Source organism: Pseudomonas sp. NFACC42-2 (genome assembly GCF_900116055.1).
Lineage (GTDB): Bacteria > Pseudomonadota > Gammaproteobacteria > Pseudomonadales > Pseudomonadaceae > Aquipseudomonas > Aquipseudomonas marginalis.
In genome coordinates this window covers 66,123-86,154 of record NZ_FOZO01000024.1, presented here as the reverse complement: position 1 = coordinate 86,154, position 20,032 = coordinate 66,123, and the positions used below count along the sequence as shown (strand labels likewise).

Annotated in this window: 14 protein-coding genes, 1 tRNA gene and 2 pseudogenes; 13 read left to right on the top strand and 4 right to left on the bottom strand. The window is 53.7% G+C overall.

The window, feature by feature from the left end; all coding sequences use genetic code 11:
• Positions 1-155: GGDEF domain-containing protein (locus BM416_RS27020; RefSeq protein ID WP_139237782.1), on the top strand; the 155-nt coding region annotated here is incomplete at its 5' end.
• 398 nt (positions 156-553) lie between these two features.
• Here BM416_RS27020 and gabT read toward each other — a convergent pair.
• Positions 554-1,831: a 4-aminobutyrate--2-oxoglutarate transaminase gene (gene gabT / locus BM416_RS27015; RefSeq protein WP_092490046.1), complete on the bottom strand. Its 1,278-nt coding sequence runs from the start codon at positions 1,829-1,831 to the stop codon at positions 554-556.
• Between gabT and BM416_RS30950 the strand changes: the two genes are divergently transcribed.
• Complete coding sequence (locus tag BM416_RS30950; protein ID WP_256097758.1) at positions 1,824-1,946, top strand: hypothetical protein; 123 nt, start codon at positions 1,824-1,826, stop codon at positions 1,944-1,946. The genes gabT and BM416_RS30950 overlap by 8 nt on opposite strands.
• A 66-nt stretch (positions 1,947-2,012) precedes the next feature.
• On the opposite strand, the gene gabD is transcribed toward BM416_RS30950, so the two are convergent.
• Positions 2,013-3,455: an NADP-dependent succinate-semialdehyde dehydrogenase gene (gabD, locus tag BM416_RS27010; RefSeq protein WP_027607874.1), complete on the bottom strand. Its 1,443-nt coding sequence runs from the start codon at positions 3,453-3,455 to the stop codon at positions 2,013-2,015.
• A gap of 373 nt (positions 3,456-3,828) precedes the next feature.
• On the opposite strand from gabD, the gene BM416_RS27005 reads away from it, so the two are divergent.
• The 4 genes and pseudogenes from BM416_RS27005 to BM416_RS31290 form a co-directional block, all read left to right on the top strand.
• Positions 3,829-3,905: transfer RNA gene (locus BM416_RS27005), tRNA-Arg, on the top strand.
• A gap of 166 nt (positions 3,906-4,071) precedes the next feature.
• Positions 4,072-4,985 (top strand): annotated as a pseudogene (locus tag BM416_RS27000) (DUF927 domain-containing protein); the annotation flags it as partial.
• Between the two features lie 71 nt (positions 4,986-5,056).
• Positions 5,057-5,692 (top strand): hypothetical protein, encoded by a 636-nt coding sequence (locus BM416_RS26995; RefSeq protein WP_092490045.1) that lies wholly within the window; start codon positions 5,057-5,059, stop codon positions 5,690-5,692.
• 260 nt (positions 5,693-5,952) lie between these two features.
• Positions 5,953-6,042 (top strand): annotated as a pseudogene (locus BM416_RS31290) (IS5/IS1182 family transposase); the annotation flags it as partial.
• Positions 6,043-6,058: 16 nt separating this feature from the next.
• Here BM416_RS31290 and BM416_RS26990 read toward each other — a convergent pair.
• Positions 6,059-6,607, bottom strand: a complete 549-nt coding sequence (locus tag BM416_RS26990) for an SMI1/KNR4 family protein (protein ID WP_256577594.1) — start codon at positions 6,605-6,607, stop codon at positions 6,059-6,061.
• Positions 6,608-7,833: 1,226 nt separating this feature from the next.
• On the opposite strand from BM416_RS26990, the gene BM416_RS26985 reads away from it, so the two are divergent.
• The 6 genes from BM416_RS26985 (at position 7,834) to BM416_RS26960 (ending at position 17,422) form a co-directional block, all read left to right on the top strand.
• Positions 7,834-8,778: a toll/interleukin-1 receptor domain-containing protein gene (locus BM416_RS26985; RefSeq protein WP_092490044.1), complete on the top strand. Its 945-nt coding sequence runs from the start codon at positions 7,834-7,836 to the stop codon at positions 8,776-8,778.
• Positions 8,779-9,082: 304 nt separating this feature from the next.
• Complete coding sequence (locus tag BM416_RS26980; protein ID WP_092490043.1) at positions 9,083-12,145, top strand: ATP-binding protein; 3,063 nt, start codon at positions 9,083-9,085, stop codon at positions 12,143-12,145.
• On the top strand, positions 12,142-13,005 hold the full coding sequence (locus BM416_RS26975) for a response regulator (RefSeq protein WP_092490042.1): 864 nt from the start codon (positions 12,142-12,144) through the stop codon (positions 13,003-13,005). Before BM416_RS26980 ends, BM416_RS26975 begins: the two co-directional genes overlap by 4 nt.
• Positions 13,006-13,808: 803 nt before the next feature.
• Complete coding sequence (locus BM416_RS26970) at positions 13,809-14,585, top strand: helix-turn-helix domain-containing protein (protein ID WP_092490041.1); 777 nt, start codon at positions 13,809-13,811, stop codon at positions 14,583-14,585.
• A gap of 103 nt (positions 14,586-14,688) precedes the next feature.
• Positions 14,689-15,594 (top strand): aromatic amino acid exporter YddG, encoded by a 906-nt coding sequence (locus tag BM416_RS26965; protein WP_092490040.1) that lies wholly within the window; start codon positions 14,689-14,691, stop codon positions 15,592-15,594.
• Between the two features lie 25 nt (positions 15,595-15,619).
• Entirely contained in the window at positions 15,620-17,422 is a 1,803-nt protein-coding gene (locus BM416_RS26960; RefSeq protein ID WP_092490039.1) for a B12-binding domain-containing radical SAM protein, read from the top strand.
• A gap of 112 nt (positions 17,423-17,534) precedes the next feature.
• Here the strand turns inward: BM416_RS26960 and BM416_RS26955 are convergent, their stop codons facing one another.
• Positions 17,535-18,599, bottom strand: a complete 1,065-nt coding sequence (locus tag BM416_RS26955) for a 2,3-butanediol dehydrogenase (RefSeq protein ID WP_256577595.1) — start codon at positions 18,597-18,599, stop codon at positions 17,535-17,537.
• A 783-nt stretch (positions 18,600-19,382) separates the two neighbouring features.
• Here BM416_RS26955 and BM416_RS26950 point away from each other — a divergent pair.
• Positions 19,383-20,018: a LysE family translocator gene (locus BM416_RS26950; RefSeq protein WP_027607878.1), complete on the top strand. Its 636-nt coding sequence runs from the start codon at positions 19,383-19,385 to the stop codon at positions 20,016-20,018.
• Positions 20,019-20,032: the final 14 nt, after the last annotated feature.

Below are 20,032 nucleotides of genomic sequence, written 5' to 3'. Positions count from 1 at the left end.
TCAGCTATGAGGGCCAGGCGTTCAGCGTGACCATCAGCCAGGGCCTGGCCAGCCTGACCGAGGAAGACTCCACCCTGGACAGCCTGTTCGCCCGCGCCGATGCCGCCATGTATGAGGCCAAGCGCCTGGGCAAGAATCGCGTCATCGCTGGCTGAATGCCGATCACTGTGGGAGGGGGCTTGCCCCAATTCCGGTCAGTTAAGAAGTAGAAAGGGTAAAAAGTAACCTGTGGCGAGGGAGCTTGCTCCCGTTGGACTGCGCAGCAGTCCCGTTTTTTTCAAACAAAGAGCTGGGGCCGCTTCGCGGCCCAACGGGAGCAAGCTCCCTCGCCACAGGTACGATGTTCGCCCTTAACTGACTGGCATTAGGGCTTGCCCCTCGATTACCGTGGGTCAGTATCAAATAGGCTGACTGACCCGCCGCTATCGAGAGCAAGCCCCCTCCCACCGAGGTTTTGCGTACTGGCATCCGCTGCGACGAGGTCTGAAGGTGCTGCAAGCGCACAAAAAAACCCGCCGAAGCGGGTTTTTCTGTCGATCAGGTCAGCTTGCGCTTACAGCTCGGAGAAGCACTCTTCGATGATCGCTAAGCCTTTGTCCAACTGCTCGTCCGGCGAGGTCAGCGGCACCAGCACGCGCAACACGTTGCCGTAGGTGCCGCAGGACAGCAGGATCAGGCCCTTGTCACGCGCGTTGGCCACCACGGCGGCAACGGCTGCGGCGTTTGGCTTGTGGCTGTCGCCGTCTTCGAACAACTCGACCGCGATCATCGCGCCCAGGGCACGCACGTCACCGATCACCGGGTACTTGGCTTGAATCGCCTTGAGGCCCGTCACCAGGCGCTCGCCGACAGCCTTGCAGCGGTCCAGCAGGTGCTCTTCCTCAAACACGTCCATCACCGCCAGCGCAGCGGCGCAAGCGATCGGGCTACCGGCGTAGGTGCCGCCCAGGCCACCAGGGGCAATGGCGTCCATGTATTCGGCCTTGCCGCACACACCGGCCAGGGGGAAGCCGCCAGCGATGGATTTGGCGAAGGTGGTCAGGTCGGCGGCAACGCCCATCTGTTCCATGGCGAAGAAGGTACCGGTACGGCCGGCACCGGTTTGCACTTCGTCGGCGATCAGCAGGATGCCGTGCTTGTCGCACAGTTCGCGCAGGCGCTTCATGAACGGCTTCGGCGCGACGTAGAAACCGCCCTCGCCTTGGACCGGCTCGATGATGATGGCGGCAATATCACGCGGCTCGGCGTCGTTCTTGAAGATGCGTTCGATGCTGGCGATGGAGTCGTCGTCGCTGACACCGTGCAGTTCGTTCGGGTACAGCGCGCGGAACACGCCGCCCGGCATCAGGCCCATGCCGGCCGAGTAAGGCACGACTTTACCGGTGAGACCCAGGGTCATCATGGTGCGGCCGTGGTAGGCGCCGGTGAAAGCGATCACGCCGGCACGGCCAGTCGCGGCACGGGCGATTTTCACGGCGTTTTCAACGGCTTCGGAACCGGTGGTGACCAACAGGGTTTTCTTGGCGAAATCGCCGGGGACCTTGGCGTTCACTTTTTCGCACACTTCGACGTACGGCTCGTAGGCCAGTACCTGGAAGCACGTGTGGGTCAGCTTGTTCAGCTGTTCGGTCACGGCGGCGATGATTTTCGGGTGCACGTGGCCGGTGTTCAGCACGGCGATACCGCCGGCGAAGTCGATGAACTCGCGACCTTCAACGTCAGTCACGGTGGCATTCTTCGCGGATTCGGCGAAGATCGGGTGAATCTGGCCAACACCGCGCGGTACAGCGGCTTCGCGGCGTTTCATCAGGGAAGCGTTGGTCTTGCTCATAAAGTCCTCATTCGCCACTCATCGGGTGGCGTTGCTCAAGGAATACGTGGCGGGGAGGCAACTACGGCAGCATGCGATGATCGACTGCCACAGCTTTCCCGGCCACTACGAATAACGGTGTGAAACACGCAAAGGGTCAGCGCTCTCGTGCCCTTTGCGTTTACTGCAATCCCTTCCCGGCTTAAATGCCCAGGCAGAGGTATTTGATTTCCAGGTAATCCTCGATCCCGTACTTGGAGCCTTCACGGCCCAGGCCCGAAGCCTTGATGCCGCCGAACGGCGCCACTTCGTTGGAGATCAACCCGGTGTTGACCCCGACCATGCCGTATTCCAGGGCTTCGGCCACACGGAACACACGGCCCAGGTCGCGGGCGTAGAAGTAGGAAGCCAGGCCGAATTCGGTGTCGTTGGACATCGCGATCACTTCGGCTTCGTCTTTGAAGCGGAACAGCGGCGCCAGCGGGCCGAAGGTTTCTTCCTTGGCGACAGCGGCGTTCTTCGGCACGTCGACCAGGATGGTCGGTTCAAAGAAGTTGCCTTCCATGACCTTGCCACCGGCCAACAGCTTGGCGCCTTTGCTCAGGGCGTCGGCGATGTGTTCCTGGACCTTGGCCACGGCTTTTTCGTCGATCAGCGGGCCGGTGGTGGTGCCTTCTTCCAGACCGTTGCCGATCTTCAACTTGGCCACCGCGACTTTCAGTTTTTCGGCGAACGCGTCGTACACCGAATCCTGGATGTACAGGCGGTTGGCGCAAACGCAGGTCTGGCCGTTGTTGCGGTACTTGGAGATGATCGCGCCTTCGACGGCCTTATCCAGGTCCGCGTCGTCGAACACGATGAATGGCGCGTTGCCGCCCAGCTCCAGGGAAACTTTCTTGATGTCCTTGGCGCATTCGGCCATCAACTGGCGACCGATTTCGGTGGAGCCGGTGAAGGACAATTTACGCACGATCGGGTTGCTGGTCAGCTCGCCGCCGATGTCGCCAGCGCTGCCGGTGACCACGCTCAGCACGCCTTTCGGGATACCGGCACGGTGCGCCAGCTCCACCAGGGCCAGGGCCGAGAACGGGGTTTGCGAAGCCGGCTTGATCACCATGGTGCAACCGGCGGCCAGGGCCGGGCCGGCTTTACGGGTGATCATCGCGGCCGGGAAGTTCCACGGGGTGATGGCGGCGGTCACGCCGATAGGCTGCTTGATCACGATCAGGCGCTTGTCGGGCTGGTGGCCGGGAATCACATCACCATAGATGCGCTTGGCTTCTTCGGCGAACCACTCGATAAAGGACGCGGCATAGACGATTTCGCCCTTGGCTTCGGCCAATGGCTTGCCTTGCTCGAGGGTCATCAGGCGACCGAGATCGTCCTGGTTTTCGATCAGCAGCTCGAACCAACGGCGCAGCTTGTTGGCGCGCTCCTTGGCGGTCAGCGCACGCCAGGCCGGCAACGCCTTGTCGGCGGCCTCAATGGCGCGGCGGGTTTCCGCGGCGCCCATCTTTGGCACGGTGCCGATAATCTCGCCCGTGGCAGGGTTGTTGACCTTGATGGTCTGACCGTTGTCCGCATCCACCCAAGCGCCATCGATAAAGGCCTGCTGGCGGAACAACTGGGAATCTTTGAGCTGCATGTCGGCTTTCCTTAACAGCACCGCGCGCACGCGGAGCGAATTAGAGTTGTTGAAAGGCGCCTTGTGGGCTGCCGTCAGGGAAATCAGCCCCCGCACGCGCGATCATCAGTGAACTGCGCACGAGAGACGGAGCGTTTGAAATCTCAAACGAATCCTAGGATCAATGGGGGTACAGGGCAATAGTCTGTTCGAAAAAAAGAACGAAAACGGCGCATTTGCCGGATTTTTCTGATCAGCGTGATTTGAGCGCGTTCCGCCGTGTTGACCAACGGCACCCGGCGCAGGGCCTTTGCGCGGCAAATGCCTACGTTTGAACGGCCAAAGACCGGCATGGACGCCCAAGGTCGACATGGGTATGATGTCGCCCGCACAAGCATCCGTAGCTCAGCTGGATAGAGTACTGCCCTCCGAAGGCAGGGGTCGTGGGTTCGAATCCCGCCGGGTGCACCACATACTGGTTTCTGGCTGTCTCAGACAGTCTACGAAACATCTCAAGAAGCCCGCCCTGTGCGGGCTTTCTTGTTTCTGGCCGTTCACCTCTGTCCCCCTATACCTTCCCACTGTGTGGATAAAAAATAGAACTCGGGGATGCAGGCCCATTGAGTGCTCTGAAATCAAACGTCTTCCATTGTCAGTCACGGTTCTAGCGTGGCTGGAACCGCGTTGCGTGCGCTCCTGGCGCTCGACTGACAACGCCCTCGAGTCCATCGCCGCCACGCGCTCAGATGGCTTATTAGTGCACGATGAAATCGGCATGTGCGATCCGCGCATCATTGGCGAAACGCTTTACATGCTGGGCAATGGCAGTGGCAAAGCACGCGCCAATGATCGAGGCCAGGCCGGTCGTCACGTTCAGGAATGGCGTTTGTTGTTTCTCTCGACCGGGGAAGGCTCGGGTGGTCGACCATATTGCGCCACACCATTGAGCGGTTTGTCTCGACGTCACTACCTAAATCAGCAAGCGGACAGGCCCAACGTGCTGCCACTCGTTTTGGGTTGGCCGCTGCCGCTGGAGAGTTGGCCACCGCCTTGGGGATAACAGGTTGGCCTGAGGGTGGAGCGACCACGGCGGCAAAGGTTTGTCTCAATGCCTGGCTGAATGAGCGCGGCGGCGCCGGAAACTTCGAAAGTGACGCCATCGTCGCGCGGCTTCGCCAAGTGATCGAGCGTTTTGGGGAGAGCCGTTTCACTCGCTGGGAATCCGCCGCCGCCAAGATCGATGAGCACGGCCCTCGCACCATTGACCGCCTGGGCTTTCGCAAGACGCTGGAGCATGGCCTGGGTGATGCGTTGCACACCACCACTACCTACTACGTACTGCCCGAGGCTTGGTGTTCCGAAGTCTTCAAAGGCATGAACCTGAACGCCGTGAACAAAGAGCTACTGAGCCGAGCCATTTTAGAGCCTGGCAGCGATGGCAAAGCGGCTCAATCGGTAAGGCTACCGGGCATGCCTAAAGCCCGTGCCTACGTTTTTAACTCATCCGCACTCATGGCGGATGACAGCGGACACTCCATCGAGGCCGCATAAATTAGTTATCCATTTCGGCCTGCCATTCCGGCAAGCCTTTCGCAGCACCATATGTAAATGGAGATACCCGCATGTCTAACAGAAACTCGATTTCAACCCCCGAAATTAAAGCGGCTCAGAACAAATACGCAGCTCAACGTGAAACGCTCCACGAACTGGAGAGGACCAAGAAGCAGCTAACCCACAAGTTAACGGCCTTGGTTGCTGAGGACACTCTGGACAAGGAAGCAAGAGCATCGGCGCATGACAAGGCGCTCAAAGCCTACAGTGCGGCTATTGCTGCCGGCGATACGGCTGCAGAAGCCGAAGCAGACACAGCCCTGCAATCAATCCTTGGCGAGTCGGACAGAAGCCGTGGCAAGCATCTGGCTCGAACTGCTGCCATCGCTAAACTTGAACAGGAAGTGGTTGAAATCGACCAACGACTTGAACAGTGCGCCCAAGAGTTGGAGGTTTCACACAAAGAGCTCTTGAGAGCAATCATGTACAAACGAGCGGAGCAAATAAGAAGCAGCGCTAATGAGTTCGTGGCAGTAGCCAAACGGTATCAGCAAGTCGCACAGCTCATGGGGCTACACGGTTCCTTGCAGGACATTCGGATTCCCATGCCTCCCACTCACAGGGAAGACCGATTTCAATACGTCGGCCCTCTCACAATCAGTCCAGGCCCTGCGAGGCCGACAGTTGAGGAACTGCTGTTGGACTGAATGACACAGCATCAACGTGGAACACCTTTTTCCCCTGGAACACGCGGTGTTCCACCTCAAATAAAAAGGTGTTCCAGCCTGAAAGCCACGTACTCCGTGGCTTTCAGCTTTAGTGGAACACCTGGAACACCTGGAACACCGTTTTTTGAGGGGTATTGGTTTTTAACCTCCGTCACCCCGTCTCATTCGGCGCCGTCAGCGAGGTTCTGTACGAAAAGTCCGTATGGTTAGAATCGCGCCATGATTGGCTGGAGGCCCGCATGTCAAAGCGTTACGAACTCTCCGATGCATCTTGGGAATTGATCAAGGATCTGGTTTCTCCCGAGCAGAGGATGGGTCGACATCGAACACGCCTTTACGCGCTGCTTACAGCCGATCAGACTCTTCCTCCGACACCAAATACTCAACAAAATCCAAGTAGGAACCCCATACTTCAGGTGCTGTCATCAATGCTTCTTTACCAATGCGGTTAACATCAATCGCATCACACCAGAGCACCTGCCCCAACTGGGAGTTGCAGTCCATCACGATTAGACCTTCAGCAGGCTCCCCCAACACAAGATAATTTGAAGAAAGTGGGCCACTGCTTCTCAAGCGCTTCGTTTCAACAAGAACATTAGTTGGAGATTCCCAACCGATCTGGTGCAGCGGTAAAACATAAATACCACTTCCGTCAAAAAACTCCCCCACCAATTTGAAGCTACTGGGAAGTGATACTTTCAACTCATGCTCCAGCTTTTCAATAAAATCCGGGGCCACTGCGCGAATACCATTCAACGACTCAAATCGACTCCTTACCATCTCTAAGCTTGACATACCAACCTCACTGTTTTTTACACGCCACTGCCAATATTCTCTAGGTTTTGTACGAAAAGTATTGCCGTATACAACGTGGGCAGCAGCGGGGTTTGCCACGCACATGCCAGACCGAATCTACTACATCTATCCTCACACAAATCACTCCTGACGCAACCTTGCCGACCGTTGAGGAGCGGCTCTCGGACTGAATCAACAGACTATCAACGTGGAACACCTTTTGCCGCTGGAACACCTAGTGTTCCAGCTCAAATAAAAAGGTGTTCCACTCTGCAAGCCCCGTAACTCGTGGCTTTCAGCCTTAGTGGAACACCTGGAACACCTGGAACACCGTTTTTTGAGGGGTATCGGTTTTTAACCCCCATCACCCCATCGCATTGCGCGCCTTCAGCGAGCATCAGAGGGTCGCCACACGCCTGCCGCCAAGCGTCTAGACAGCAGGCAAAACAACACCTTTCCGCGCTGTTCATGGGTCCTTTGGGAGGTTATTTGGATTGGGGTAATTCGAACCCCGATGTTTTTGCAGATTCAAGTGGCTATAGGGGGTTCCGTCTCCGGTCGGATATTAGGTCAGCAGGTAGGCAAGACAACCTACCCTTCCCTTGCTAGCTCTCATTCATACTGTTGAGGTGCCAGGGCGAGAAACCAGACCGTTGATACCAACACCATTGCCCGCTGGAGGATGCTCAAATAGGGGGTGTCGGGATGATCGAATATCTAACCCCTTCAAAATCCCGTGTTCCAGGTATTCCGAAAACGCTAAACGCCACGAGTTGCGTGGTTTTAATGACTGAAACACCTGATAAAAGTAGACGGAACACCCCGTGCTCCAAGCACAAACGGTGCTTCAGAAAAATGGAACACAAAAACCTCACTAGGCTTCTTAGGCTCGTCCTAATCGTGCTAACCCGCAGCCAAACAGTTACCCTTCAAAAAGAGCATAGACCGGCCAAACAGCCACTGCGTGGACGCTGAGTGGGTTGTGGTAGGTGCTTGACGTGCTTAAAGGTTCGGATCTCTCCTTCACCGCCAAATTATGAAAACGCAAGCCATTGATTTTTCTATAGAAACCCTGAGTTTGTGTTTTTCCGTGAGAAAAATGTTCCCATGGGATCTTCATGGGACTGGCGCGCTGTTTGGGTGCTGGAAGGGTGCTTGCTAGTATGCAAGGCGCGAGGTTGATTTCGCCAGGTTTCGGGACATCATTGCAGTTGGAACTTTTCGTAGGATGAGCTCATACACTGTCGCAAATTAGGTTGCATCGTGTTGGAAATGTATTATTGAAGAAAGTGATTTGTTAACTTTTGCCTGATAGGGAGTATCACATGGACGCACCCAAAGTTTTCGTAAGTCATGCGAGTGAAGATAAGGTAGGTTTTGTCATACCATTTGCCGAAAGGTTAATATCTAATGGAATAGACGCCTGGGTTGATAAGTGGGAAATCAAAGTTGGCGATAGTCTCGTCAAGAAAATCTTTGAAGAAGGGCTTGGTGCTGCTCAGGCCGTAATTGTTGTACTTTCGAAACATAGCGTTAATAAGCCTTGGGTTCGTGAGGAGCTTGATCTCGCAGTTGTGAATAAAATCAGTGAAGGTACGAGGATCATTCCAGTTGTACTGGACGACTGCCAAGTCCCTCAAGCATTGAAGTCCACAAAGTGGGTTAGCTTCAAAAACCCATCTGCTTACGAAGATTCATTTAATGAAATAGTTGCCACTATATTTGGTGCTTCTGATAAGCCCCCCCTTGGTAGTCCGCCTTCTTATGTGTCTGGATTCAGTGCTGGCGGCGTTGCCGGTCACAATAATATCGATAGCTTAGTGACGAAACTCGCGTGCGAGGCTGCGCTGGAAAACGGAAGTTCGATGGTTGGAGCTGAAGCATTTAAAAAAAATGGCGAATTTGTCATTCCAGAACAAACGTTAAGGGACTCGTTAGAGTATCTCAGTGAGTACGGCGCTATAAATTGGCGGCAAGATCTTTCGGGGTCGCTGCACGGAGTTTCTGTCAGTGATGCTGGATTCGAACTGTACGCGCGAGAGCACGTGCCAGCCTATGCAGATCATACACGCTCATTGGTCTCATTGATTATTAACTCAGGCGTGAGAAGTAATTCAGTTCTGAAAGAGGAACTGAAGATTCATCCGTTTCTAGTTGACCATATTTTGAGGACTTTGAGGGATAGTGGAAGTATCCGTGTGACATGGTTTATAGGCGGTGAGTGTTCGATTGACCATATTTCGGCTTCATTGCGACGAACTTTAAGCTGATATTCGACTGCGGCAGACAGGGATTAAAAAATGCGAATTCGGGTCGCCTGGGTAACGCTCCGAAATTTTTCAGCTCCGGCGCGATTGATCAAGATCGGAAAATCAATTTTTTTCTTAACCATATCGCAGCGATATTGATCAATAAATAACCATTAGATTTCAGCTTGAGCTTTTGGGTGGAACGCCTAACAAAGCGATGGAGAAATAAAAAATCTTAGAGTAATTTTTTAGACCGTGATTGAAGACTCTATTAGAGCTGTAACGATATCGCCGACAGAACTCATTAAAAGGGGGCAGAATACGCATGGATGACATTAAGAGTCTGGCTGAGGAAATTGAACGGAATAATTTCATGCTGGCTGCGCTGCACCACAAATCAGCCAGGAAATCTGCTTCAGCTAAGTTAAAAGAGTACCGTCAGGACGATAGAATAATCGATGCGTGGGAGTCTTTAGGAAAATCTGTACTAAGCTTGTACTCAGCGTGTCGATCTGTAGATATAGCTGACAAAACCTCCGGCGCGTGTTCCTTAGTAGAACGAAAGGTAAAAGTTCGTATATATGAGCAGCTAGGTAAAAAAATAAGATCAACAAATAAAGGAAAATTTGGTAGCGGAGTTCCAGCTAAAGAAAAAAGTTCCATTGAAATCACAAACTCCCTAACAAATCAGTTATTAGGAGCCATCCAACATAACCTAGGCTTTACTAGACTAACTAAGGACTTCATAGAAAAATATTTATCCTTAGACTCAATAGACATAGTGCCCGAAAAAGATAGCAAAACACAACTGCAAGAGTACTGCCAGAGTATTAAGAAGCCGTTACCCAGCTATAGTTTGCTTGAAGAAATAGGCCCCGCTCACTCACGGACTTTCAAAGTTAGGGTGGATGCGTTGAGTATAAGCTGCGACGGTACTGGGCCGTCTAAACGATTAGCAGAGCTTCAGGCGGCTGGACAGTTTATTGAAAAGCACTCAATAAGGGTGCCAAGCAAAAGAAAGCCAGTAAATGCAAATAAAAAAACTGATTACATTTCAGCAGCCAAATTGATGCCGCTCCCACCAAACTCTCGAAAGGTTGGTTTGATTGTAGAAAAGCTTATGCTTCCCGCCTGGTCTGTAACGCTGGTAGGCCTAGCACTAACTCATCGAAGCTACAATCTTAGCAAGTCAAATCCTATCCTTGGTAAAAACAATAGTGTTTTGGCCTATTTAGGAGCGAGCGTCTTGGAATGGATAGCATTTGATACTGCTATTAGAAATATAAGTTTGGATGACCTATCAAAAGCAGGTGGAATTAGAGAAATAGTTAGAGCACTAGTTAACGAGTCTAGCATTAGTACAATTTACGAAGAGCTGCTTTCACAAGATGCACTTTTGCTAGGACCCGGAGAAAAAAATTTAACTCAAGCAATTAAGACCGAATTTGTTCAAGCACTATTTGGCGTATTATTCTTGGTAAAGGAGAAAAATTTAGAACAAGCAATAGACCTAATTAATGACACCCCTATATTTCTAGATTACTTTGTAAATAAACCTAAAAGTATAGATTGGTCTCGCGATGAGATTGCGCCAACAAAAACAGTCTTTCAAGAAAAATGTCAATTCTTAGGATTGAAAGTAAAATTTCAAACCAATGTATACACGCGTATCCAACAGCGAATTGCAACACCCTCCATAACACTAGAATCAGAATACTTGAGTTACGTACTAAAAATTCAAGGGGAAGTACAATCATCCAGAAACAACGATGGAAAACCAAATGTAGTGCTAGAATCTGAGGTCGCATTAAAAAACAAAAAAATATTCGAAGCGATTTTATTCAGTGAATCGTACCCCACGTTCGAACTTAATCAGGAAAACTACGTTAAGTGGATTTTGGAGCACGCCATTAGGTTGGCGGGAAATGCTGGAAAGAAAAGTGGAACACTTAGACTGTCAAGGCTAATAAATAAAAACTTCCTAGGAGTTGGTCTTCTCAGAGCATCAAACTTTAGGGCCTTCGAAAGCTTCATTTATTTCACTAATAAATTTATTAATCTTAAAACCGACACGAACAAAGCAGACCTTCTAAAATACTATGGTCATGCTGGCAGAAACGTAACGTCAAACAAACTCAAAAGCTTATCCAAAACCGTTGATTATCTTGAAGCAGAATTATCTAGAGCAGATCCACTTCATGAATCACACGATTTACGAGATACGGTCGCTTTCAAGAGCCTTATTTCCGAAGCAACTACTTATCGCTTAAAGGGCGGAGACATCACCCTTACTAGCCTTGGGGGAGTTATTGAAGAGTTCGAGCTTCTTCAGCGGGGCAAAACAAACATAATTTGCCGAGCTGATCTCATTGAAAAAATCGTAGAAGTTGATGGAGCGCACCTGTGCTTACTTGACGTATTAAAAGATGCATACCCTCAGGATAACACTATAACTATTGAAGTGGATGTTGAAGATAGTGAGCTATGTTTGACCATTAGTGGTTTTACAGAGGGAAAGCTAGAGGCAATCCTTGCGTCCTCAACATGGAGTTACTTAAAGGTAATACTACCTATAACAAGTATAACCGAATCCAAAACAACTTTTAAAATCCATATAAGTTCCATTATAAAAAGCGCCACTAGAAAAATATCGTTAGAGCTCTGGTGGCGATACCATTTCAAAGACCCCTATGAAGCAGCGGCAAATGACCGCATAGCTTCAATATTGCACGACGTCAAAAACAGTATTTTGGGTTATTGCTTTACTTCAGAGCACGCTAGAAACAAAAGCTCTGGACGAGAGCGGTATTTACTTGCTGCTGATGCTAGCCGTCATTTAGATACAGCTATAGCTACACTGCGCATCGTAAAAAGCCTGTCTGAAGAAACTGGTTCAGCAGATATCTCCTCAATGAAAATAAGTATATTTATTAAATCATTGATCAGCGAGCTTTGGTCATGGATCCCCAACTCGGTCAATTTGATTTTTACACCTTGTGACTCGCAAATTGAAATCTGTACTGACGAGCATCGATTACGCTCTTTAATTACAAATATCGTAAAAAATTCAGTAGAGGCAATGGGTGGCAACGGAAGCATTTATATCTCATACAATATAGAAAAGGAGCTTGAAGGAATTGAATTCATTATATCTGATACCGGCCCTGGGTTTACTAATGAACAGCTTATCGCACTTGAATCTGGAGTCTCACTAAAAACATCTAAAGACACTGGACAGGGTATCGGTCTGATGGCAGTAATGTTAACGTCCAAGGAACTAGGTGGAAACATAGCTTTTTCAAATGGAGAGAACTCAGGGGCCACTGTGAAAATCTGGGTGCCTTCAATATATAGTTATGAAGATCAAAGTAGCGAGGAACTATTGTGATAAATATTCTTTGGGCAGATGACCAACACGATGTTATTGCTAGCATAGTGCGCGTTCTAGGAATGGACGACGTAAACTTCGAACTCACAAGTGATGGTGAGGATGCACTATGTATGATACAAGATAAGGTTTATGATCTCGTACTCATCGACTTAGCTATGCCTCCGGGTCGTTGGGGAGGATTATGGCTTCTTCAAAAAATTAATGAGTTAAAACTCAGTCTCCCATCAATAGTGGTTTCCGGGGAGGGTAGCCAAGCTGAGACTATCAAGGCACTCCGATTGGGGGCTGTCGACTATGTTACAAAAGAGAACTTGATAAATGAGCTTCCCCAGCAACTTAAACGAGCTTTAGACAAAAAAGCAAAGCAACTGGCAAGCTTATCTTCCATAATTAAGGGCGGCGAAACAGATACCGTCGAATTCAAATCAACTCTAAGAATAAACTTACGAACAGGTCTAAAAGACCGAGAAATGGAATTCTCAGTATTGAAGACACTAACGGGATTTTTCAATGCTTCAGGTGGAACCTTACTAGTCGGAGTTAACGATGAAGGAATAGCATTAGGAATTGAAAAGGATTTATTTCCTAACGCTGATAAATTCCAACTTCATTTCTGGAATATTTTCAGGGAAGCAATTGGAACAGAGTACTCGGAATTTATTAAAACCGAAATGATCGAAGATGATGAGAAATTTATATTCTCTGTACGCTGTCTTCCTAGTAATAGGCCCGTATTTCTGAAATGGAAAGCTACAGGGCAGAGTAAGGCTGATGAGCTATTTTATCTGAGAGTAGGTCCTCAAACAGAACTGCTCGGCATAAGACAGGCGATAACTTACATTGAAGATCACTTTTAATATAATGACTCGAACTTTCAATTATTTGTCTACAAAGAGGCTCAGATCGATTCGCCACCACTAAGTGGCGAGTTGAAAAAACGCTGTGCCCCACGGCGATTTTCAAGAATTTTTCCCTGCTGTCTAGTTTTAGTGGATGCGCTCAACTCTCGGTGTTTAGCGCACAACCTCTTCATCCCTGCGAGCTATTTTTGACCCATTCACGGTTCACAGGGCGCACAACGTGGGCAAATGAGCGGTGTATTTCATCCCCTCACAGAAACACGTCGTGCTGTAGCGGCTGACTGCTTTTAGCTGATATCTGCCATACATCCACGTAAATATCCGGCGTTCCAAGGCGTCTTCAGCCTCAAGAATACCTAAAGTTACTATCAAAATTTATTGGAGCTCGTCACTATCAAAAATTAGCTTTAGTGCGCACCGAGGGATCAGAATCAGATAGCAACCCTTCTCGTGTATCCCCCCATGTATCCCTTTACTTCATAAGTTTTATAATTTTCATATAAATCATATCCTTGCGATATGAATTCAAATGACGCCGGGGCACCATATAGCAGTCTCGGGCTGTCTCAGACAGTCTACGAAACACCCCAAGAAGCCCGCCCTGTGCGGGCTTTCTTGTTGCTAACGGTTTACCGCTGTCCTCCCCCCGCAAATCCCCCCTGTCGCACCTTTGAATCACACGCCTTAACGTCCTCATAAACACAACCCCAAGCCCAGCAAAATCCCTCTCCCCACATACAGTCTGGCATCCAACCAGAACCCTGACATACGATACCCCCCTCACCCCCGGAGACTCACGGATGAGCACCACCCTCCCCCAATCGCTCTCCCTCTCATTGCGCTCCTACTCCGGCCAGGTCGAGCTTCACCAGCATGACTTCCATCAAATCGTGCTCCCTCAATCCGGGTCGATGGAGATTGAGGTCGACGGGCGAGGTGGCAAGGTCGATGCGAGCCAGGGGGTGGTGATTTCTGCTGGGGCTCGGCATACGTTCCTGGCCAATACCCATAACCGTTTCCTGGTGCTGGACGTCTCGACCGAGCGTGGCGAGGCGCAGAAGGGTACGGCTGCGTCATTTGACCCACTCAACGACAAGCGCTTTTTTGCGGTCAGGCCCGATATACGGCATTTACTCGATTACGCCAGCAGCAACGGGCCACAGTTGGTCGGGTCGCTCGCGATGGCCGAGTCCTGGAGTCGGTTGTTGTTGTGTTCGTTATTGCAGCCCGAGGTTGCGCGGAGCGATCCCGGCCAGTTCATTCTCGCTCGTGCGTTGGCCTACATTGAGCAGCACTTGGGCACCGCCCTGACGGTGCATGATATTGCGCGCTATGCGGGCACGAGTGAGCGGCGTTTGTATGTGCTGTTTGGGCAGCACCTGAACACCACGCCGTTCTCGCATATCGCGAACTTGCGCCTGAATCTGGCCATTGACCTGCTGCGCCAAACGTCTTTGTCGATTATTGATATTGCGCATCGCGCCGGGTACGCCGACCAGAGTGCGTTAACCCATGCCCTGAAGAAAGCCCGCCATCTGACGCCGGCCGTGGTGCGTAAACAAGGGCGAGATCACTGAAAAAACAGCAGTCCCGAACAATTCTTTGGCGGGCCTGATCAATACTCGCTCTCTCGACCTTTCTATTGTTCCCGCTTGAGGATTATCCGCAGACGGGGCTTGCATGAGCACTTCCAACCCATCCATCACCCTTGCCAAGGGCGCCGCCAGTGCGACGCTGATCGGGGTGATTGCCGTGTTTTTGTGGGCGTGCCTGGCGCTTCTGACCACCTTGACCGCCGGGATCCCGGCCTTTCAGTTGCTGGCTTCGAGCTTCGCGGTCGCGTTCTTGGCCAGCCTGTGCGTGCTGGGGCTGCGTGGCGCTGCGGGGTTCAGCAGCTGGCGCCAGCCCTGGCCTGTGTGGGCAACAGGTTTTGCCGGGATCTTTGTCTATCACGCGTTGTATTTCTTTGCGTTGAAGGCCGCGCCTGCGGCTGAAGCCAGCCTGATTGCCTACCTGTGGCCGCTGCTGATCGTGCTGCTGTCGAGCTTTGCCACCGGCGAGTCGCTGCGCAAGCGCCAGCTGCTGGGCGCCTTGCTCGGCCTGGCGGGGACGGCCTTCATCATGCAGCTGCGGGCCCGGAGTGACAGTGCGTCGATGCCGGTGGTCGGTTACGCCGCAGCCTTTGCGTGCGCCTGGGTCTGGGCGATGTACTCGGTGTTCAACCGGCGGTTCAGCCATGTTCCGAGCAGCATCATCGGGGGGATCTGCGGGCTGGTGGCAGTGGCCGGCGGGCTCTGCCACCTGGCTTTCGAAACCACGGTGCGGCCTGGGCCGGGCCAGTGGGCCGCAATCATTGCCCTGGGGCTGGGCCCTGTGGGCCTGGCTTTTTTTGCGTGGGACCACGCAACCAAGCACGGAAACCTATCGATGCTGGGCGCCCTGTCTTACCTGGCGCCGCTGTTCTCCACGCTGCTGCTGATTGCCGTGGGGCAAAGCGATGCCAAGCCGATCTTGATGATTCCCGCGGTGTTGATCATTACGGGGGCGGTCATCGCCACTTCACGCTCACGCACGACCTCACGGTGATCTCGACGGGTAAGGAGACAGGGAAATGAACTTGATAGCTTCGCAGGGAACCATGAGGATCGAGAGCGACGGACCGAGTTTTTCAGTCGCGCCCACGCGGCCCTTGCTCAGTCATCTGGGAAAGCCATCGTTGCAGGACAGCCGAACCGGCATCCGCCGTCGCGCCCATGGCGAGGCACCTCGTGTGCTGCTGTTTGTGCCGCCCTACACACGTCTGATCGAGCCTACGTCCCACGACAGCGCATTTGCCCGCATCGGCATTGATACATTCGAAGTGATGAAGCGTGCCGGTACGCCTATCGGCCTGTTGCGCATCGCCACGGTGGCCCGGCGGGCCGGTTATGACGTGCAGATTGTCGATTCGCCCTTTGCCGGCTGGTCCCAGGAGCACAGCCTGGTCAAGGTCGACCAAGGGCATCTGATCCGCTATGGCCTGACCGATACGCAGATACGCGAGATCATCGAAACCGCGCAGCCCGATATTGTCGGCATCCAGTGCAACTACACCGTGCAATGGGGCAACGCACGGGCGTTGGCCGAGCTGGTGAAAACCCTCGATCCCAACCTGGTGCTGGTCACCGGCGGCGCTCACTCCAGTGGTGACTGGAAGAACGCACTGCTGGATTCGGCCTTCGACTTCGTGCTGATCAATGAAGCTGACCGCGCCTTTACCCTGCTGCTGGATGCCTTGACCCACGAAGGCACAGACATCAATGCCGTACCTGGTGTGGCGTACCGCGACAGCCGGGGACAACTGATCCGGCCCACCCAGAAGTCCAGCTACCTGAGCATCATCCCCAAGCGGCAGGACCTCGAAGAGCGGCTCGGCGTCATGCCCTTGCCGGACTTCAGCTTTCTGGACATGAAGCATTACCTGCAGCCTTATCACTCCTCAGGAGCACGCGTACGCAAGCATGGCGCCTGGGCGCAGATATTCTCCACGATTGGCTGCAACGTGAACTGTAACTTCTGCTACATCCCGAAAATCAACGGCCCTTGGCGCGCACTTGGCCTGGACTGGTTTGACCTGCACCTGGCCGATCTGGTGAAACAGGGGGTCACTGAAGTGCTGATCGAGGACGATCACCTGATGCATGACCCGTTGTATGCGATGGAGGTTGGCAAGCTCCTGAAAAAACATGACTTGCCCTGGGTCGAAGAAGGCGGGTTGAGCCTTTTCAACCTGATCCTGCTGCATTTGGGCGAACGCTTCATCGACCAGATGGATGAGAAGGAGCGCAAGAGCCCGCAATATCGCAATGTAATCGAGGCGGTAAAAGGCGGGCTCACGGCAAGGAAGTTCATTCGGTCGATTGCCGAAAATGGCTGCTACAACATCTACCTCGCGGTGGAGAGCGCGAACGAAGACAGCCTGGTCAATTCCAACAAATCCCGACTTAACGCGATCCAGCACTCGACGTTCGAGCTCATCGAGATTTTTACCGAGCACGGCATTCAGGTTACCGGCGGGTTCATGCTGGGGTTCGTCAATCCCCCCGGCGGACCTGGGCAAAAGCCTTTTGTAGAGAGCCTGGAGCTGATCGACCGCACCATCGACTACGCGGTCAACCTCATGGGCGCCGGCATGGCGTACGCCAACCCGTTTATCGTCACGCCGATTCCCGGGACGTCGATGTGGGAATACCAGCAACAGTATGTGGTACGTCACTACGACAACGGTTGGTCCCATGAAAAAGCCACGATGGCGACCGACCAATGGAGTGCCGAGGACATCGAGAAAGCACGCATGGAGTTGCTGGTTCGGGCCAATGGCGCTGATCGTGTCCGGGAGATGGTGCGTCGCGGTACCTGGCCTGTGGATGCGTGAGTGAAGGACGCTGGCTGCGAGGATTTTTAGCGCCGTGTTGCCTCCGCTCCTCTCCCCTGTTTTGCTTGGGGAATCAGGAGCGGGGCAAAGACTGCGGCGGTCAGCGTGCGCGTCAGACCCTGGCAGGCGACACAATGATCTTCACATTGTGTTCCTTGTTTTTAACCAGTTCCTCGAAGCCCTGGCCCACGATCTCCTCCAGCTGAATGCGCCCCGTGACCAGCGGCGAGATGTCCAGCCGCCCATCCGCGATAAACGCGATCACGTCGGCGAACTCCCCGTTGTAGGCCAGCGCGCCGAGTACCTGTTTCTCCGTGGCCACCAACTCGAAAAAGTTGAACTCGCTGGGTTCTTCGAAGATGCCCACCAGTACGCACTTGCCGGCCTTGCGGATCAGGTCGATGGCGAGTTTGGCCGTGTGTTTGTTGCCGATGCATTCGAAACTGACGTCCGCGCCGAGCCCGCCGGTCAGGCGGCGGACCTCGGCCAGGGCGTCGCATTCATTCGGATCGAGCACATGGGTCGCCCCCACTTCCCGGGCCTTGGTCTTGCGCGCGCCGGACATTTCCAGCGCGATCACCTGGGCCGCGCCCGCCGCCTTGGCGCACATGATGGTGCACAGACCGATGGTGCCGGCGCCGACCACCACGACGTTTTGCCCGAGCAGGCTTCCGGCTTTTTTCACCGCGTGCATGCCGACGGCCAGAGGCTCGATCAGCGCCCCGGCTTCAGCGGGGAAGTTCGCCGGTAGCTTGTACAGCAGGTTGGCGGGCACGTTGACCAGTTCGGCGAAGGCGCCGTTGTTCATCAGGCCGGTGAAGGCCAGGTTTTCGCAAATGTTGTAGAGCCCGTGGGTGCAGTAGTAGCAGGTGCCGCAATGCTGGCAGGCGTCGGCCGCCACCGGCTCGCCGACGCTGAAACCCTGTACGCCGGCACCGAGTTCGACGATCTCGCCACAAAACTCATGACCGAGAATGCACTGGCCCTTGATCCCGGTCAGCGGGTGCGGGGCGTCGACCGGGATGAACACCGGACCGGCCACGTACTCATGCAGATCGGAGCCGCAAATGCCGCACCATTGCACGCGGATCTGCACCCAACCGGCAGGCGGCGAAACGGGCAGCGGCACGTCTTCGACGCGGATGTCGTTACGACCGTGCCAGACAGCGGCACGCATGCTGCGTTGCGAGTTGCTCGAAAGGCTCATAGCGAAGTCTCCTTGAAACGGTTGGCACTGGCGCGCCGGGTGGGTTGCAAGGGGCTAGAGCAAGGCCGGTGCCAGTTGCGCAAAAACGTCTGGACGCCCCTCTCCTAGAGCCGCCGAATGAACACCCAAGGGTGGCCGGCATCGAGGTCAAACGAGACGCGCCATGCCAGATCGCACGCGGTAGCGACGAGACCGTGAGACGTTGCGTCTCACTGCAAGCGTTGATGCCAGGGGCGTACCTGATACACCGCAGTCGTCTTCATTAGGGGCGCTTCGCACCCCAGCGCGGGGCAAGCCCGCTCACCACAGCAAGCCCGATCACCACAATAAGCTTGCGCAGGCTCACCCGATAACCCATTCGAGATTGCACCTCCACGCCCCACGTGATCGAGGACTACTCGTAACTTGTGGTGAGCGGGCTTGCCCCGCGCTGGGCTGCGGAGCAGACCCAAAACCAGGCGCTGCGGTTTACCTGACAGAACACAGGGATCCTGATTGGGGCTGCTTCGCAGCCCAGCGCGGGGCAAGCCCGCTCACCACAACAAGCCCGCTCACCACAGCAAGCCCGCTCACCACAAGTAGGGTGTTCGCCCTTAACTGACGGACCGGCGCCAACCAAGGGTGCTCAGGCGGCGCAAGCCCCTGTATGACGTTTTGTCAGCCGATCTGTATCTAACGCGCGCCCTGCTCCCGCCCTACCATCAGGTGCATCCAACCTGCGCAACGACGCGCTCAACCTACAGGAGTTAACCCATGCCCGAACTGTCGAGCCTGCTGGCGTATGGTCTGATTTCCCTTGGCATGGTGCTGACGCCCGGCCCGAACATGATCTACCTGATTTCGCGCTCGATCTGCCAGGGGCCGCTGGCCGGGTTGATTTCACTGGGCGGCGTGGCGCTGGGTTTCGTCGTGTATATGCTGTGCGCGGCGCTGGGGATTACCGCGTTGCTGATGGCAGTGCCGTATGCGTATGACGCACTCAGGCTCGGCGGTGCGCTTTACCTGTTGTACCTGGCCTGGCAAGCGGTCAAGCCCGGCGGGCGCTCGGCGTTTCATGTGCGCGACTTGCCCAGGGACGGCCCACGCAAGCTGTTCATGATGGGCTTTGTGACCAACCTGTTGAATCCGAAAGTCGCGGTGATGTATCTGTCATTGCTGCCCCAGTTCATCTCCCCCACTGGCCACGGCAGCGTGCTGACACAATCCATCGTGCTGGGGTTTACCCAGATCATGATCAGTGTGAGCGTGAATGCGGTGATCGCCATCATGGCCGGTTCCATCGCGACGTTCCTGGCGGCCAAGCCGGTATGGCAGCTGGTGCAGCGCTGGCTGATGGGGACGGTGCTGGCTGGCCTGGCGGTGCGCATGGTTTTTGATGCGCGGCGTTGAAGATGGGCCTTGAG

Bases quoted from the DNA above. Each gene is read 5' to 3' on its own strand.
- gabT (WP_092490046.1), bottom strand. From the start codon at position 1,831: ATGAGCAAGACCAACGCTTCCCTGATGAAACGCCGCGAAGCCGCTGTA.
- gabD (WP_027607874.1), bottom strand. From the start codon at position 3,455: ATGCAGCTCAAAGATTCCCAGTTGTTCCGCCAGCAGGCCTTTATCGAT.
- BM416_RS26995 (WP_092490045.1), top strand. From the start codon at position 5,057: ATGTCTAACAGAAACTCGATTTCAACCCCCGAAATTAAAGCGGCTCAG.
- BM416_RS26985 (WP_092490044.1), top strand. From the start codon at position 7,834: ATGGACGCACCCAAAGTTTTCGTAAGTCATGCGAGTGAAGATAAGGTA.
- BM416_RS26980 (WP_092490043.1), top strand. From the start codon at position 9,083: ATGGATGACATTAAGAGTCTGGCTGAGGAAATTGAACGGAATAATTTC.
- BM416_RS26970 (WP_092490041.1), top strand. From the start codon at position 13,809: ATGAGCACCACCCTCCCCCAATCGCTCTCCCTCTCATTGCGCTCCTAC.
- BM416_RS26965 (WP_092490040.1), top strand. From the start codon at position 14,689: ATGAGCACTTCCAACCCATCCATCACCCTTGCCAAGGGCGCCGCCAGT.
- BM416_RS26960 (WP_092490039.1), top strand. From the start codon at position 15,620: ATGAACTTGATAGCTTCGCAGGGAACCATGAGGATCGAGAGCGACGGA.
- BM416_RS26955 (WP_256577595.1), bottom strand. From the start codon at position 18,599: ATGCGTGCCGCTGTCTGGCACGGTCGTAACGACATCCGCGTCGAAGAC.
- BM416_RS26950 (WP_027607878.1), top strand. From the start codon at position 19,383: ATGCCCGAACTGTCGAGCCTGCTGGCGTATGGTCTGATTTCCCTTGGC.